Source organism: Streptomyces sp. NPDC006261 (assembly GCF_040613515.1).
Lineage (GTDB): Bacteria > Actinomycetota > Actinomycetes > Streptomycetales > Streptomycetaceae > Streptomyces.
In genome coordinates this window covers 130,864-144,617 of record NZ_JBEXSI010000014.1, presented here as the reverse complement: position 1 = coordinate 144,617, position 13,754 = coordinate 130,864, and the positions used below count along the sequence as shown (strand labels likewise).

Here is a 13,754-nt window from a genome sequence, read left to right as displayed (position 1 = left end):
CCTGCACTTCACCCCCACCTCGGCGTCCTGGCTCAACCTCGTCGAGCGCTGGTTCGCCGAGCTGACCTCCCGCAAACTCCGCCGCTCGGCCCACCGCAGCGTCGTCGAACTCGAACGGGACATCCGCGGCTGGATCAACGAATGGAACAAGAACCCCAAGCCGTTCGTCTGGACGAAGACCGCCGACGACATCCTCGACACCCTCGCCGCATACTGCACACGGATTAACGACTCAGGACACTAGCTTGGGGCAAGTTCTCTCCGGAGATGTGCCCCGTACCCGGGAGCAGTTCGCTCTCGCGTCGCGGTAGTGCTGGAACTGCAAGGTCGTCAATGACGTGCCTAGCGGCTCCGCCGATCCGCTCAGCGAGAGGAGGTGAAGGGGGCGTGGATAAACCGGAGCAGGCCACACCCGCGGCGGCGTCGAAGGTAAAGACCGGTCTCGGTCGTGCTGTCCTGGTCAGCGTCATCAGTAAGGCCATTTGGTCATGGCTGGTGATGGTGTTCGGGGGCGACAACGTCTAGCAGTACGGGCCCGGCGGCGTACGCGCAGCCGGGCCCACCTGCTGAGGGCGAGATCGTCCGCCTACGCTGAAGCAGCGATATCCACCCCGAGCGCGGCGATCAGCTCGGGAAGGTCGTCCCACTCCCACACCCGCGCCCGTTCCCTGGCGTCGAGGGGGACGGGCGCGGTGCATGTCGGCCCCCCCGAGCAGGCCACGCTCGACGGCCCGTCGGGGGTGCTGTGCAGGGTGAGGTCGCCCGCGCACCACGGGCACGGCTCGGGCAGGGGAGTGTCGCGCCGGTCGAGGCCGAGGGCGCGCAGCACGCGAGCGTTGGCGATCCGTGCGGTACGCCTCGCTTCGTGCAGCAGGTAGAGCGGCAGTACCTCGAACGGCGGCGCGACGAGCGCCCCGTCGAGCTCGCGCTCGGGTGCGGTGTCCTCGTCGAGCACGCGGCCCTCGACCCACACGCACGCCCAATGCAGCCCGTGCCGCCTGCTGCCCGCCGCTCGGTGGCTGTCGGGTGCGCTCGGCTCGGCGGCCAACCATGCGCGGGGGTCGCCCGCCTCGGTGCGTTGCGTCGCCGCGGCGAGGGTGTCGGCGAGATCGAAGATCAGCCGCTCGACCGCCCGCCCGGTGTCGAGGGCGGCGAGGTTGAGGGGCGCAGGGTGCTCGCGCAGCACGAGCGGCGCCCGATCTTCGACGAGCTGCTCGTCGTCCTCGCGCATGGTGTGTGCGAGCTGCCTCGGCGGCCAGTGGTCCGCCGGCGGCGTCTCGATCGCGAGCAGCAGGTCGCTCCACCTGCCCCGGATCGTCCGCAGTGCGCGCGCGGTCTCGTACACAGCCTGTGCGTAAGTCATCGCTTCCCCTCCCCGGCGCTGCGCCGCAGGGCCTCGGCCTCGGCGGCGTACTGGTCGCGCTCGGCCTCGATCTCCTGCATGGCCTGCTCGGCGGCGTCGATCCGGTGGCGCAGCTTGAGCGCCGCCGTCTGCTGCCCGCCGGCGGAGCGGCGGAACGTCTCGCACTCGGCGATCTCGGCCTCGGCCAGGTCGCGGAGTTGGTTCGCGTCCCCCGGGGTGAGAGCGCCTCGGTCGGCGCGGGCGAGCAGCACTCGCAGCGCGGTGCGCCGCTGCTCTCGGACGCCCTCTCGGGTGAGGGCCCGGCCACGCCGGGACCGGGTACGGGTGGTGTCGTTCACGGGGTCTCTCCGTTCTCGGCTCGGCGCGTCGTCGAGCAGGCGGTGCAGGTGGTCGAGCAGGTGTGGCGGCCGAGGCGGCGCAGCTCACGGTCGAGGCGGTCGTCGATCCGGACCGTGTAGGCCAGGGACGCGCCGAGCGCGAGGGCGAGCACGACGGCGAGGGCGAGCAGGGCCGGGCTCATGGGGTTCTCTCTTCGTTCGTTCGGGCACGGCCGAGCAGCCGGGCGAGGGAGCGCCGAGCGCGCGGGGTCTCCCGCGCGCGAGGCGCGACCGGTCGCGCGGGAAAGGTGTCGGTCATGTGCCATCCATCGATGGCGAGGCGGTCGGCGAGGGCGGCGACGACGACGGTCGCGCGGTGCGGTGGTACGCCGAGCTCGTCGGTCAGGTGGGCGGTGATCACTGCTCGTGCGGCGGCGGGAATCATCGGGCCTCGCCTCCGCCGCTGGTGTGGCGGGCGCGGGCGTCTCGTCGAGGTGCCGGCGGTTGGCACATGATCCGGGCGAGCCTCGCCTGCTCGGCGTCGGCCTGCTCGTCGCCGAACTCGGCGATCAGCGCGTCGACGCGCGAGGGGTGAACGCCCGACAGGGGTCGCCGTCCCTTGCCCCGGTTGCGGAAGGACGATCGGCATTGCTCGTCGACGGCGGCGAGGCAGTAAGGGCACTTGACGCCGAGCGGGTCCGGGACGCCCTCGGCGACGAGCTGCTCGCGATGGGCCCGAGCCTTCCGGAACGGGCGCAGCTCGGCGGCGACGTGCGCGGGCATGTACCGGCGCCGCCCGTCACCGACACCCGACATGAGCGCGGCGAGACGTTTCTGCCCCGCCGGGTTGATCTCGGCGCGGTACTGCGCGGGCGCGGCGTGTCCGAGAGCAACAGCGGTTCGGGCTCCGAGCAGCTCGTCGCGCCATGCGGCGACGTTGTCGGGGTCCACGTCGGGCACCGGGTCGGTGTGGCGGTTCATGAGCTCGGCCCGGAGCGGCCCCCATGCGGCGAGCAGGTCGTGCGGCTCGATCGGCCGGTACTGCGAGCTGCGGTTGCCTCCCTGCTGCTCGTAGTACCGGCGGGTGGCGCGGGCGGCGTCCCACCCGACTTCCGACATGGTGGCCGGGACGTCGGCGACGGCGGCGGTCCACTCCGTGATGGTGCGGGCGGACTGCTGCGGGTCGGCGAGGGCGCGGCGTACCCGGGAGTCGAGCGTTCCGGCGAACGCCAACAGGGCGGCGATCTGCTGCTCGTTCATGGGGTGCCCTCCTTCTGTGCGTTGAGCAAGGCGAGACCGGCGGCCAAGTTGTCGGCGTAGCTGGCGGTCGTCGACTGCTGTCGAGGCGTTGAGCTCGTCGGCCGGTCGAGGTCGGACCAGACCTTGAGCCAGTAGCGGGCCGCTTTCGGGGCCTCGCCCGGGACGGTGCGGCGGGCGGCGAGGCCGACCAGGGCCTCGACGCCGTGCCGCTGCATCAACCGATTGACGTCGCGCTGCTCCCCGAGGCCGAGCGACCACCGGACGGTGATCGAGGCCGCGGCGAGAGCGTCGTCGAGCGGGCGCAGTTCGGGAATCAGAGCGGCCGAGCTTCCGCGCGGCTGCTGCTCTTGTGGTGGTGAGTAAGTAGGTACGTTCTGGGGGCCGCCCACCGGCCCCCCGGGGGCCGACCCTCGGCCCTCCCCCCGGCCGGTGTCCGGTCCCCCCGGGGCCGGTCCTCGGCCCTCTCCAGGGCTGCTCATCGGCCCCCCGGGGGCCGATTCACGACCCGGGCCGAAATCCGGTCCGGGCCGATGCTCGGTCCCCTGCTCGTCGAGGAGCGGGAGACGATAGACGGTCTCGCCCCCGGGACCGATCCGGCCTACGACGATGGCGAGCTCACCGGACGCGAGCAGGGAGTCGACCCCGTTCCGGACGGTGGAGCGGGCGGCGCGCGTTCGCTGAATGAGTGCGGCCGTACCGGCGTAGGCAACACCGTCAGCGCCGGCGCGGTCAGCTATCGCGAGCAGGACCAGACGAGCGGCGCCTCGGGAGCGGGACCGGGTCCATACCCAATCCGTCGCGGCGAGGCTCAACGCAACGTCTCCTTAGAGGAGTTGGATCGCCGGGCGGTTCGGGGCGTCCGGCGAGGGCGGCGGGTGTGTGGAGCGGGCAGCGGTTGCCGACGACGTATCGGCGCGTACCGATCGCGTGGCAGTAGGCACCGGCAGCGCCGTCCCAGAATTCGCAGATCAAGCAGCAGGCTCGGCGCCGACGTACCGGGCGTAGACCCGGTGTTCGACGCGACCCTGCTCGACGACAGATCGGGCGACCGCCTCGAACCCGCCGTCGGGGTACGCGGCCAGGCGGCCGCTTCGGATGGCCTGAGCGGCAGACGAAGCTCGGGCGATCGAGGCGAGCCGCTGCACGATCGCCCACTCGCCCGGATGCTCGGCGAGCTCCATCGCGATCAATGCGTGCTTGGTGTTCCGGCTGCGCGGCGGCGGGCCAGCAAAGACAACGCTCACAAGATCCCCCATGTGTTCCTGAGCACGAACAGCAGCGGGCAGGACCCACCCCGTACGGGGGTGTTTGTCTGTTGCTGTTCTCGAACAAGAACAAACGTAAGCGTGATCGATTCGGCACGTCAACGCAGTTCAGGGGTGTGCAATCCGAGGCGATGGCTGCTTATATAAGTTCGTTCGCGTTCTGCGACAAGAACGGAGATGAGAACCCGTGTCCCCCATAGGCGGCGAGAGCTCGACGCCCTTCACCGACATGGTTCGCGAGGTGCTCGCCGTCAGCGGCGCGACCCTGCGGAGCGTGGCCGAGCGAGCGGTCGACCCCGAGACGGGCAAGCGGCTCCAGTGGACCACCCTCGCCAAGATCAAGAACGGCGAGAGCTACCGGCACGACCGGTGGATCGTCGGTGCCATCGCTGCGGCGACCGGCCTACCGCTGGTTGACGTCAAGCGCGCGGCGGCGGCCGAGTGGGTCGGGCTCACCGCCGACGACATCCTCGGCCTGTCGACCTCCGAGGTCTCGGTCGTGGTGGCCTACAAGCCCGGAACTAGGCCGGATGAGCTGGCGTTGGTTAAAGAGGCCCTCAAGATTCTTGACCTTGAAGACGCAACGATCAAGGTGCTGGAGGAGCGTAACCCAGGGTCGTAAGCGCGTGACCTGCGGCGATATGAGCGCTAATGTGGACCGGGCCTTGACTCGGGCATATGTTCGATTCAGGCTCTCGCCCATGCCACGAGGGGGGCATCTTGTACCGCTTCCGCCGTACCCGACTCGACGACAAAGCACCCGCAGCAGGTCGCGCCACTGCTGATAAGCGCGACATCCTGCTCGACGACAGACACATCACCGACACCGGGGCCATCGCTCTTGAGGCTGTCCTGAACGCCCTGCCCCCCACCGCCGGCGTTCAGGAGCGAGCTCCCAAGTGTCCATCGTCGAGCCCCGAGCGGGGCACGGTGTAGTAGTGCAGAAGGGGCCGCCCGACGAGAGTCGGGCGGCCCCTTCTGTGTGTCAGGGGTTCGGTGTAGCGTGAGCGCGCGCGGTCATCGTTTGTGCAGGTCAGACGGCGTTTGTAGCGTGCCCAATGCGTGCCCATTGCGTGCCCGAACTGCTGTGAACCGGTTGGCACGGGTTGACACGAGAAGCGCCGCCACAAGGCGTTGACCTGCGGTTTCCACCACGCGGCGGCACTCGGTGGACCTATTCGTCAGGACCCATCTCGGGCTCGTAATGCGTAGGTCTCGGGTTCGAATCCCGAAGGCGGCTCAGTCAAACCCCAGGTCACATAGCCCGTGACCTGGGGTTTTCTGTTGCTCGGGGCATGGCGGGTCACACGGCCGGGTTGCCGTGGCGTTGCCTGCGTGAGCGGTGCGTGAGCGGAGCCGCTCGGGACCTACTTTGTGGGCTTGCGGCGTGTGGCCTTCTCGGCTGCCTTGGCCTGGGCTTTCGCCTTGTCCCTCTTCGGCTTGCCGCCGCCCTTGCTGCCCTTGCCGACATCGGCCGCCTTGGCCGCAGCCTTCCTGGCCTTCTCCTTCTTCGCGGCCTTGCGCACGGCCTTCTCGGCCTCGGCCTTGCGCTGGAGGGGGACGAGCTTCGCGGTGGCCTCGGCGGCACTCTTGCCGACGTGGGGGAGGACGCTCTGGTAGATGTCCCGCGTGATGCGGGTGTCGCTGTGCCCAAGGGTGTCCGACACGATCTTGATGTCGATGTCGGCGGCGAGCATGAGGGTGGCCGCGCCGTGGCGCAGATCGTGCAGGCGGATCGGCGGGAGACCGGAGGCGGCGACGAGGCGCTCGAAGAGGTCGGTCACCTTGCCGGGGTGGAGCCAGGAGCCGTCTTCCTGCGTGAAGACGTGGCCGGTCTCGACCCAGGCTGTGCCCCATTCTTCGCGGGCCGTTTCCTGCCGTTCGCGGTGGTGCTTCAGAACGTCGACGGTGTCGTCGTCGAGGGCGACTACGCGGGAGCCGCTGTCGGTCTTGGGGTCGGACGCTTCCACCTCCCAGCCGTCCTGGACGAGTTGAGAGGAGACGGTGAGGAAGTGGGCGTCGAGGTTCGTCTCCGACCACGGCTGGCCGCACGCCTCGCCTCGGCGCAGGCCGCGGAACGCGATCAGGTGCCACATCGCGTACAGCCGGTCCTCGGCGACGAAGTCGAGGAAGGCACCGGTCTGTTCCGGCGTCCAGACCATCACGGGCGACGGCTTCTCGCCCGTCTGCTCCCACTTGGCGACCCGCTCGTCCGTCCACACGAGCGCCTTCGGCTTGCGCACGGGGTCGATCTCGACATGGGCGGCCGGGTTGAACGTGATGATCTGCTGCCCGATCGCGTCGTTCAGGGCGGCCCGGAGGGTGGCCTTGACGTGCAGCCGCGTGGCAGGGCCGGTGACGCGCCGAAAGGGCGGCATCTCGTCGATCGCGGCTTTCATGGCCTTGCGGCGGGCGCGGTTCCCGATGCCCTTCCACGGCACCGTCGCGAGCTCGTCGAGGGCGGCTCGCCGCTGGGCGTTGTCCTCCAGGATCTGGGTGTTCGCCTCGCGAATGTCGGTGAACATCTCGCTGAGGTGGCTGACGCGCAGCCGGTCCAGGCGCCGGCTGCCGATGCGCGGCTTCAGGTGGACGCGGATATCGGTCTCGTAGCGGTTGAGGCCGGACTTGCGTATGCGCTTGCCGGCCAGCCACCGGTCGAGCCATTCGGCGACGGTCAGGCTGCCTATGAGGTCCTGACCGGAGTGGAGGCGCCGCCGCGTCTCCTCGACCTCGGGCAGAGGTGACCGTTCGCGGCTGACCTCGGCCAGCATCTCGGCGATGAGTTCGGTGCCCTCGGGGTCGTCCGAGTCGGCGAGCCCGAGGAGGGCGCGTACGTGGTCGAGGTCGGCCTGGGCTGCCTTGAGACTGGCGTACCCGCCACGGGCGAAGGAGCGGCGGCTGCCGTTCTCGCGGGGTGCGAGCTCCTGGCGTACGGAGTAGGTGCAGTGGTTCCTGCTGTTGCGCTTGGGGCAGGAGGTGCCGAGTTCCTTGCCGGTCTTCGGGTCGCGGCAGGAGCAGCGGCGGTAGGTGGAGCCCTTCAAAGATCATTCTCCTCGCTGGTTTCGGGATCGCTCCCGGATGAGTCGATTACGTGGGCCAGGTCGGGCCACAGGAACGGGGGCGTGACGCCCTCTTCCTCGATGAAGGCGCGAACTCTGCGCAGGCGGTCTTCTGCGTCGTCGGCCGTCTCGGCGGCACGGGCCTGGGAGCGGAGAGCCTCGGCCTTCCGGTCGGCATTCGGGGCGGTCTGGGCGTGGTAGCGCGCGTACTCCTCGTCGCGTCGCGCACTTCGCAGCCGCTCCTGGGCGGCGTGATGGGCTCGGAAGTAGCGGAGCATGTCGTCGTCCGCGCCGAGATCGGTCTCCTCCCCCGTGAACCAGCGCAGCGCATCCAGAGTGGAAGTGGAGTCCTGGAGTGGGAGCCGCTGCACGTCCTCGATGTAGCCCACGGGATAGAGGAGGCAGATGGGTGGGGTGTTCAGGGCTTCGGCCAGCACCATGACGTCGACCAAGGGCAGGTTGGAGCGGCGTCCGGACTCCATGTTGGCGATGACGTTGCGCGGGATCGGATGGCCGATCTCCGCGCATCTGTCGGCCAAGTCCTGTGCGCTCCAACCCAGTTCCTTCCGTCGTCTGCGGACCTCGGTGGCCACGGTGGCCATGACCTGGTCCACCCACTCCGGGACGTCGTCCTCGTCGTCGGCCTTGCTCGATCCATGGTGACTGCGGCGTTGTGTCATGCAGACACATTAGCTCGCTTAGCGTTGATTCCAAGACCTGGAGACGGGCGCGGAGGTCGCGTTCGCCGTGGGCTCAGTCATGGATGGAGTGCGGATGCGCCAGAACGAAGACGCCGGAGGGGTGAAGGGGATGAGTCGCGAGGAGCTTCTGAGGCTCCCGGCGGCCGTTGACCTGGAGACGGGTAACCGCGCGCTGGGGCTCGGCCGGAGCAAGGGCTACGAGTTGGCCAAGCGCGGCCAGTACCCGTGCAAGGTGCTCAGGCTCGGGAACGCCTACCGGGTGGTGACCGCAGACCTGTTGGCCCTGCTGGGGCTGGCCGCATGAGGCACCTGATGCGCCGTAGGCGCTTCTGCGCTGAGCTGACACAGAAACGCTGGACTGTGGCACGGCGTGGACGTACTGTCCGTGGTCGCTCGCGGAACCGAGACCCCCGCGAGAAGAGGGAGAGCCTCCGACGGTGCAACGCCGGAGGCTCCAGGACTCCCCAGCAATCCCGTGAGATCCGACCCGGCGGCAAGGGCGTGCAAGCCCGCAGCCGCCAGACGAGGAGCCGCCCAGTGCAACCCGAAAACCCCGACTCCTATTCCACCCCCGCCCGAGCGGCCTGGCCCGCCACGGCCATCCCCGGCCGGCCCGGCGCCCATCTGGGTCCGGCCCAGGCCGCCCATGCCACAGCGGAGATGCACGATGGTCCGGCTGACGGCAGCGAGGCGGACCCGGCAAGGAGCCTGGAGACCATTCCCGACACGGAGCCGACGCCAGGCTCCGATCTGCTGGACGAACTGCGCTCCCAGATAGCCCAGTTCGTGATTCCGCCCTCTCCCGAGGCGCTGGACGCGACCACCCTCTGGGTGGCGGCGACGCAGCTCCAGCCCGCCTGGCAGCACGCCCCACGGCTGGCAGTGGTGGGACCTGCGAAACGGTGCGGGAAGTCCCGGCTCCTGGACGTGCTGACCGAGACGGTCCACGAGCCGATGCTCACCATCAACACCACACCAGCGGCCATCTTCCGCTCGATCAACGAGGAGGAGCCACCGACGCTGCTGGTGGACGAGGCCGACACCATCTTCGGCCCCAAGGTCGCGGAGAAGAACGAGGAGACACGCGGACTCCTCAACGCCGGCCACCAGCGCGGCCGGTACGTCACCCGGGTCGTCGGCAACGACCACACTCCGCACAAGTTCGCCACCTTCGCCATGGCAGCCATCGCGGGGATCGGTGACCTACCGGACACCGTCATGGATCGATCCGTCGTCATCCGTATGCGCCGCAGGGCCGAGGGCGAGAAGGTCAAACCCTTCCGCTCGCGACGCGACATCCCGGCCCTGCACGAACTGCGCGACCGTATCCGTGCCTGGGCCCTCCCGCTACTGGAGGACGCTGCGAGCCTGGAGCCGGAGATGCCGGTCGAGGATCGAGCCGCCGACACCTGGGAGCCTCTGGTGATCATCGCGGACCTGGCCGGCGGTCGCTGGCCACGGCTTGCGCGGATCGCGTGCGCACGGATGGTCGCGGCCGAGGTGGCAGCCGAGGAGGACCACCCGAGTGGGGCGCGGATCCTCGCTGACATCCGACGAGTCTTCTTCGCGCAGCGGGAGGCTGACAGCCTCTCCACCGAAGACCTCCTGCACCACCTGAACGCGGACGCCGAAGCCCCGTGGGGAGAGCGTGGACGCTACGGCCTGACCTCCCGGGAGCTCAGCGGGATGCTGCGCGACTACGACATCCGGCCCGGCAACGTGCGCATGGCCGACCGCACTCAGCGCAAGGGCTACACGCGCAACAAGTTCCTGGACGCCTGGCGGCGGTACTGCCCGACCGTCCACCCGGTCGACGCTCGGCGCGGCGAAAGCTGACCCCACCTCCCTGGTTGCCGTACGTGCCGTCCCTGCCGTGATCGTGCAGGTCAGGGCACCACAGCAGCAAGACGGCAGCCGAGGGCAAGACGGCAGCGCACGCGCCTGAGCACGTGCAGCCAGCAGGGGGACGGCGTCCAGATCCGTCTTGCCCCGTCCCAGGCGTCTTCGCCGTATCGCAGCAGGTCACAGTCCTGCTCGCTGGGACGCCTGCCGCGACCGGCCGTCCCAGCGGATGCAGGCGCCCGGACAGGAGCCGGGGCGGATCCGCCTCGCCCCTGTCCCGAGTCGGGACAAGACGCCAGAGCTTCCCGCCAAGACGGCACGTCAGGCGCGCTGCCGTACCGCGCTGACCTGCACGTGCAACGCACAAGACGGCAAAGACGCCCCTCACCCACTACCCCCAAGGAGATTCCCGCTTGACCGCCCTGCACCTCACCACGTCATCGCCGCAGACACGAGATGACGTCCCAGCCGAAGGGCAGCACCCGCAGCGTGCCGACGCAGAGCGGCTCGTGCTCGGCGCGGCCGGCATCGTCATCGTGGTTCTGACAGCCGGAGCGTTCTGGCTGTCCTACGCGCACCTCGCCGACGTCGCAGGCCAGCACGGGCTTGGCGCATCCCCCATCCGCCGATGGGCCTGGCCCGCCACCCTGGACGCGTTCATCGTCGCCGGTGAACTGCTCATGCTGCGGGCTGCGCTCCGGCGTACGACCGACCTCTGGGCGGTCGCCGTGACCGCTGCCGGATCGGTCGGCTCTATTGCACTGAACGTCGCTGGGGTCAGCGGCGCGGACAGCGAGCGCAGCGTTCCGCTCCTCGACTACGTGGTCGCTGCCGTCCCTCCGGCCGCCGCGATGGTCGCGTTCGGCGTGCTGATGCGACAGATCCACCAGCATGTGGCACCAACCGATGCCCCATCCGGTATCGGCTCCGTAGCTGTGCGGAACCGGCCGGCCGGTGAGCACGGCGAGGGCCGGCGGCAGGACGCTGCCGCCGAGGTTCCGCAAGCTTCTGGCGAGGAGCGGACGGAATCCACGTCTCCGGTGCCGAAGGCCAAACCAGTCGGCGGCCGTCCTCCGAAGGCGACCATCGAAGAACTGAAGGCCATCGGCCGAGCCGCCGGTCGCCAGCACGGCAAACTCACGCGTGGTCTGCTGCGAGATGCCGTGAAGGAACGGAACTTGACGATCGGAAGCGCGCGGCAGACCGAAGTCATGGAGTCGCTCCGGCCGGAACTCGAAGCCGCTGGCATCAAGGTCTCCGGAGGCTGACGCCTCGCGTGCTCGGGTGACCGGAACCCTTCCGGTCACCCGAGCACACGCCGGTCGCCCCGTAGATCCCCACACCCGTGACAACGCGATGGCTCGCGCCACCGGGTCGTCGTGATCCTGTCCGCCGAGCCGCATCTGGAGCAACTTCCATGCAGCACAGCCAATACCTACCTGACGACACCTCCGCTGAGCCGCCCGCCTCGGCACAGCCCCGTACGCTGCTGTCCCGACTGCGTCGGGCGTTCGGGCGGGCTGCCCCGGGCGGAGCCAGTAGTACCCCGAGTCCGACTCAAGGCCGGTCTTCGGGGATCTCCGCCCCGGGGGTGGCGGAGTCGGCCCAGCGCCAGGGGGCGCTTGGCCGGGAGGTCGGGGCCGAGGGCGGCTCCGACCAGGACGAGCTCCACGCCGTCCAGCAGCAGATCCTTAGCCCCGCACCCGCCACCGAACCGACAGTCGGCGAACGAGCACCGCAGAGCGTGCAGCCGACGATCCGCCGCTTCACCGGCACCAAGCGGACCGTCCGTGTCGGACCGCTGCGCTTCACCGGCGACGAGCACGCCGCGCTCCAGGAGGCCGCAGCCGAGCACGGCTACAAAGGGGAATCCGGCTTCACCGCGGACATCGCCCTCGCCTTCATCACCGGCCGGTTCACCGCGAACCTGCCGCTGTCCGAGGACCGCCGCCGCACCCACATGTTCCGCGCCCAGGTACTGCGCGAGCTCAACCGGATCGGCGTCAACGTCAACCAGATCGCCCGAGCCCTCAACAGCGACCTCACCCCACCCGACGTACGTCACCGTCTCGACGAGCTCCACCACCTGCTGGACCTGATCGCAGGGGCCCTGTGTGAACCCGTCGAGGCGGAGAAGGAGCAGGCCGCGTGATAGCCGCCATCAAACCGGCCGGGTCCAACACCCGTGGCCTGCTCGCCTACCTCTACGGTCCCGGCCGCCACGACGAGCACCTCGACCCGCACATCGTCACGGGCTTCGCGATGCTCGGTATACCCGACCCCGGCCGGAACCCGGACGCCACCCTCACCCAGCTCGCCCACCACCTCGACGAGCCGGTGCATCTCCGGAACAGCGAGTTCGGGAAGAAGATCACCGAGCACGTCTGGCACTGCCCCGTCCGCGCAGCCCCCGAAGACCGGCACCTCTCCGATACCGAGTGGGCCGACATCGCCCAGCGCATCGTCGAAGCCGCAGGCATCGCCCCGCCCGGCGACGACCTCGGCTGCCGGTGGATCGCCGTACGCCACGCGGACGACCACATCCACATCCTCGCCACCACCGTCCGCGAAGACGGCCGCCGCCCCAAGCTCCACGGCAGCGGCATCCGCGTCGGCGACGCCTGCCGCCAGATCGAGACGGACTACGGCCTGCGCCAACTGAAGAAGAGCGACCGCACCGCCGGAAAGCGCCCCACCCAAGCCGAGATGCACAAGGCCCAACGCCTCGGCTGGGACCAGACCAGCGGCGACTGGCTCCAGGACCGCATCCGCGCCGCCATCCCCCACGCCAGCAACGCCGAGGAACTCCTCGCCTACCTCGAAGCCGACGGCATCGCGATCAAACCCCGCCGCGGACCGTCCGGAGACCTCCTCGGCTACGCCGCAGGCCGCCCCGGCGACCTCAACAAGGACGGGAAACAGATCTTCCACCCCGGCGGAAGGATCGCCCCCGACCTCACCCTCCCCAAGCTCAAGGCCCGTCTGGAAACCACCGCACCCGAAGAACACCCCACCGCACGCCGACAGCGCCCCACCACCCCCTGGCACCAGGTCACCGACGCCCTCGACACCCTCCACCAGGGCACGACCGACGACACCCACACCCAGGCCCACATCACGGCGCTCGGCGAACTCATCGAGGCCACCGCACAGAAAGCCCCTGACCACTCCCGAGCCGAACTACGCGCCGCAGCAAAGACATTCGCCCGCGCCCAGCGCTCCCAGATCCGAGCCGAGCACCAGGCCGCCCATACCCTGCGCCGTGCAGCCCGCGACATCGCCTACACCGCCACCGGCCCCGACGGCAGCACCTTCGCCGCCCTGCTCGCCGCCCTCGTCTGGGCCACAATCATCGCCGCCCACTGGCACGAGGAGAAGAACCACACCCACCAGGCCAAAGCCGCCCGCCAGACCCTCCACCACCTACACAACGCCGCAGACCACGCCCTCGCCCCGGTCATCGACAACCTCGCCGCTCGCCACCCGAGCGATCAGGCCAGCCGAACCCTGGCCCACGACGTCCGGGCCGCCGTCCCCGACCACGCCGACCGCATCCTCACCGACCCCGCCTGGCCGGCCCTCGCCACCGTCCTCGCCGACGCCGAAGCCGGCGGCCACAAGCCCCACCAGCTCCTCAAGGAAGCCGCCGCTCAGCGCGAACTCACCACCGCTCGCCAACCCGCCCGCGTCCTGATCACCCGCATCCAGCACACCAGCCGCAACCCCGCACCCAACCCCCGTGCCGAGGCGGCTCGCAGGACTACGACCATGCGACTGTCCGCGACTGCACTATCGGCCGGTGTGGCTGAGCCCGCACGGTCGGCGGTCCCGGCGGAACAGAAGCACCGTCCACGTCTGTGAGGCAAGAGGCGTTCCTTGGCTCGGAAGTCCTGCATCCAGACAAGATCCAGTAGGTGGTGGAGCCTTGGTGCTCTCCCGCAGTTCCC

General features: G+C 69.7%; 16 protein-coding genes and 1 pseudogene. 8 read left to right on the top strand and 9 right to left on the bottom strand.

All coding sequences use genetic code 11. From position 1 onward, the window contains the following. Window positions 1-244 (top strand): annotated as a pseudogene (locus ABZ154_RS12045) (IS630 family transposase); the annotation flags it as partial. Between the two features lie 143 nt (window positions 245-387). Further along, entirely contained in the window at window positions 388-525 is a 138-nt protein-coding gene (locus tag ABZ154_RS12040; RefSeq protein WP_356831508.1) for a hypothetical protein, read from the top strand. Window positions 526-586: 61 nt separating this feature from the next. Here ABZ154_RS12040 and ABZ154_RS12035 read toward each other — a convergent pair whose 3' ends face one another. From ABZ154_RS12035 to ABZ154_RS12005, 7 genes are all read right to left on the bottom strand, one after another. Then, window positions 587-1,363: a hypothetical protein gene (locus ABZ154_RS12035; protein ID WP_356831506.1), complete on the bottom strand. Its 777-nt coding sequence runs from the start codon at window positions 1,361-1,363 to the stop codon at window positions 587-589. After that, a complete protein-coding gene (locus ABZ154_RS12030; RefSeq protein WP_356831504.1) occupies window positions 1,360-1,701 on the bottom strand; it encodes a hypothetical protein in 342 nt (113 codons plus the stop codon). The genes ABZ154_RS12035 and ABZ154_RS12030 overlap by 4 nt, the downstream gene beginning before the upstream one ends. Further along, complete coding sequence (locus ABZ154_RS12025) at window positions 1,698-1,883, bottom strand: hypothetical protein (protein ID WP_267829487.1); 186 nt, start codon at window positions 1,881-1,883, stop codon at window positions 1,698-1,700. The genes ABZ154_RS12030 and ABZ154_RS12025 overlap by 4 nt, the downstream gene beginning before the upstream one ends. Further along, window positions 1,880-2,125: a hypothetical protein gene (locus ABZ154_RS12020; protein ID WP_267829486.1), complete on the bottom strand. Its 246-nt coding sequence runs from the start codon at window positions 2,123-2,125 to the stop codon at window positions 1,880-1,882. The genes ABZ154_RS12025 and ABZ154_RS12020 overlap by 4 nt, the downstream gene beginning before the upstream one ends. Beyond that, window positions 2,122-2,940: a hypothetical protein gene (locus tag ABZ154_RS12015; protein ID WP_356831501.1), complete on the bottom strand. Its 819-nt coding sequence runs from the start codon at window positions 2,938-2,940 to the stop codon at window positions 2,122-2,124. The genes ABZ154_RS12020 and ABZ154_RS12015 overlap by 4 nt, the downstream gene beginning before the upstream one ends. Continuing rightward, complete coding sequence (locus ABZ154_RS12010; RefSeq protein WP_356831500.1) at window positions 2,937-3,329, bottom strand: hypothetical protein; 393 nt, start codon at window positions 3,327-3,329, stop codon at window positions 2,937-2,939. Before ABZ154_RS12010 ends, ABZ154_RS12015 begins: the two co-directional genes overlap by 4 nt. Before the next feature lie 579 nt (window positions 3,330-3,908). Then, window positions 3,909-4,184 (bottom strand): hypothetical protein, encoded by a 276-nt coding sequence (locus ABZ154_RS12005; RefSeq protein ID WP_356831499.1) that lies wholly within the window; start codon window positions 4,182-4,184, stop codon window positions 3,909-3,911. A 208-nt stretch (window positions 4,185-4,392) separates the two neighbouring features. Here ABZ154_RS12005 and ABZ154_RS12000 point away from each other — a divergent pair, with 208 nt between their 5' ends. Further along, window positions 4,393-4,827: a hypothetical protein gene (locus tag ABZ154_RS12000; protein ID WP_356831497.1), complete on the top strand. Its 435-nt coding sequence runs from the start codon at window positions 4,393-4,395 to the stop codon at window positions 4,825-4,827. A 745-nt stretch (window positions 4,828-5,572) separates the two neighbouring features. Here ABZ154_RS12000 and ABZ154_RS11995 read toward each other — a convergent pair. After that, window positions 5,573-7,246 (bottom strand): tyrosine-type recombinase/integrase, encoded by a 1,674-nt coding sequence (locus ABZ154_RS11995; protein WP_356831495.1) that lies wholly within the window; start codon window positions 7,244-7,246, stop codon window positions 5,573-5,575. Beyond that, the gene (locus ABZ154_RS11990; protein ID WP_356831493.1) at window positions 7,243-7,944 is read right to left on the bottom strand and encodes a helix-turn-helix transcriptional regulator; all 702 of its coding nucleotides are present in this window, start codon (window positions 7,942-7,944) and stop codon (window positions 7,243-7,245) included. The genes ABZ154_RS11995 and ABZ154_RS11990 overlap by 4 nt, the downstream gene beginning before the upstream one ends. Before the next feature lie 94 nt (window positions 7,945-8,038). Here ABZ154_RS11990 and ABZ154_RS11985 point away from each other — a divergent pair, with 94 nt between their 5' ends. The 5 genes from ABZ154_RS11985 to ABZ154_RS11965 all read left to right on the top strand — a co-directional run bounded on the left by ABZ154_RS11985 (window position 8,039) and on the right by ABZ154_RS11965 (window position 13,668). Beyond that, window positions 8,039-8,269 (top strand): hypothetical protein, encoded by a 231-nt coding sequence (locus ABZ154_RS11985; protein ID WP_356831491.1) that lies wholly within the window; start codon window positions 8,039-8,041, stop codon window positions 8,267-8,269. 233 nt (window positions 8,270-8,502) lie between these two features. Further along, window positions 8,503-9,801, top strand: coding sequence for a DUF3631 domain-containing protein (locus ABZ154_RS11980; protein ID WP_356831489.1), 1,299 nt, complete (start codon window positions 8,503-8,505; stop codon window positions 9,799-9,801). Between the two features lie 419 nt (window positions 9,802-10,220). After that, on the top strand, window positions 10,221-11,075 hold the full coding sequence (locus ABZ154_RS11975; protein WP_356831487.1) for a DUF2637 domain-containing protein: 855 nt from the start codon (window positions 10,221-10,223) through the stop codon (window positions 11,073-11,075). A 323-nt stretch (window positions 11,076-11,398) separates the two neighbouring features. Continuing rightward, on the top strand, window positions 11,399-11,959 hold the full coding sequence (locus ABZ154_RS11970) for a MobC family plasmid mobilization relaxosome protein (RefSeq protein ID WP_356831485.1): 561 nt from the start codon (window positions 11,399-11,401) through the stop codon (window positions 11,957-11,959). Further along, on the top strand, window positions 11,956-13,668 hold the full coding sequence (locus tag ABZ154_RS11965; protein WP_356831483.1) for a mobilization protein: 1,713 nt from the start codon (window positions 11,956-11,958) through the stop codon (window positions 13,666-13,668). Before ABZ154_RS11970 ends, ABZ154_RS11965 begins: the two co-directional genes overlap by 4 nt. The last annotated feature ends 86 nt before the right edge of the window (window positions 13,669-13,754 follow it).

What these genes read in the sequence shown, in the direction of transcription:
- ABZ154_RS12035 (WP_356831506.1), bottom strand. Translation starts at nt 1,363, where the DNA reads ATGACTTACGCACAGGCTGTGTACGAGACCGCGCGCGCACTGCGGACG.
- ABZ154_RS12025 (WP_267829487.1), bottom strand. Translation starts at nt 1,883, where the DNA reads ATGAGCCCGGCCCTGCTCGCCCTCGCCGTCGTGCTCGCCCTCGCGCTC.
- ABZ154_RS12020 (WP_267829486.1), bottom strand. Translation starts at nt 2,125, where the DNA reads ATGATTCCCGCCGCCGCACGAGCAGTGATCACCGCCCACCTGACCGAC.
- ABZ154_RS12015 (WP_356831501.1), bottom strand. Translation starts at nt 2,940, where the DNA reads ATGAACGAGCAGCAGATCGCCGCCCTGTTGGCGTTCGCCGGAACGCTC.
- ABZ154_RS11990 (WP_356831493.1), bottom strand. Translation starts at nt 7,944, where the DNA reads ATGACACAACGCCGCAGTCACCATGGATCGAGCAAGGCCGACGACGAG.
- ABZ154_RS11985 (WP_356831491.1), top strand. Translation starts at nt 8,039, where the DNA reads ATGCGCCAGAACGAAGACGCCGGAGGGGTGAAGGGGATGAGTCGCGAG.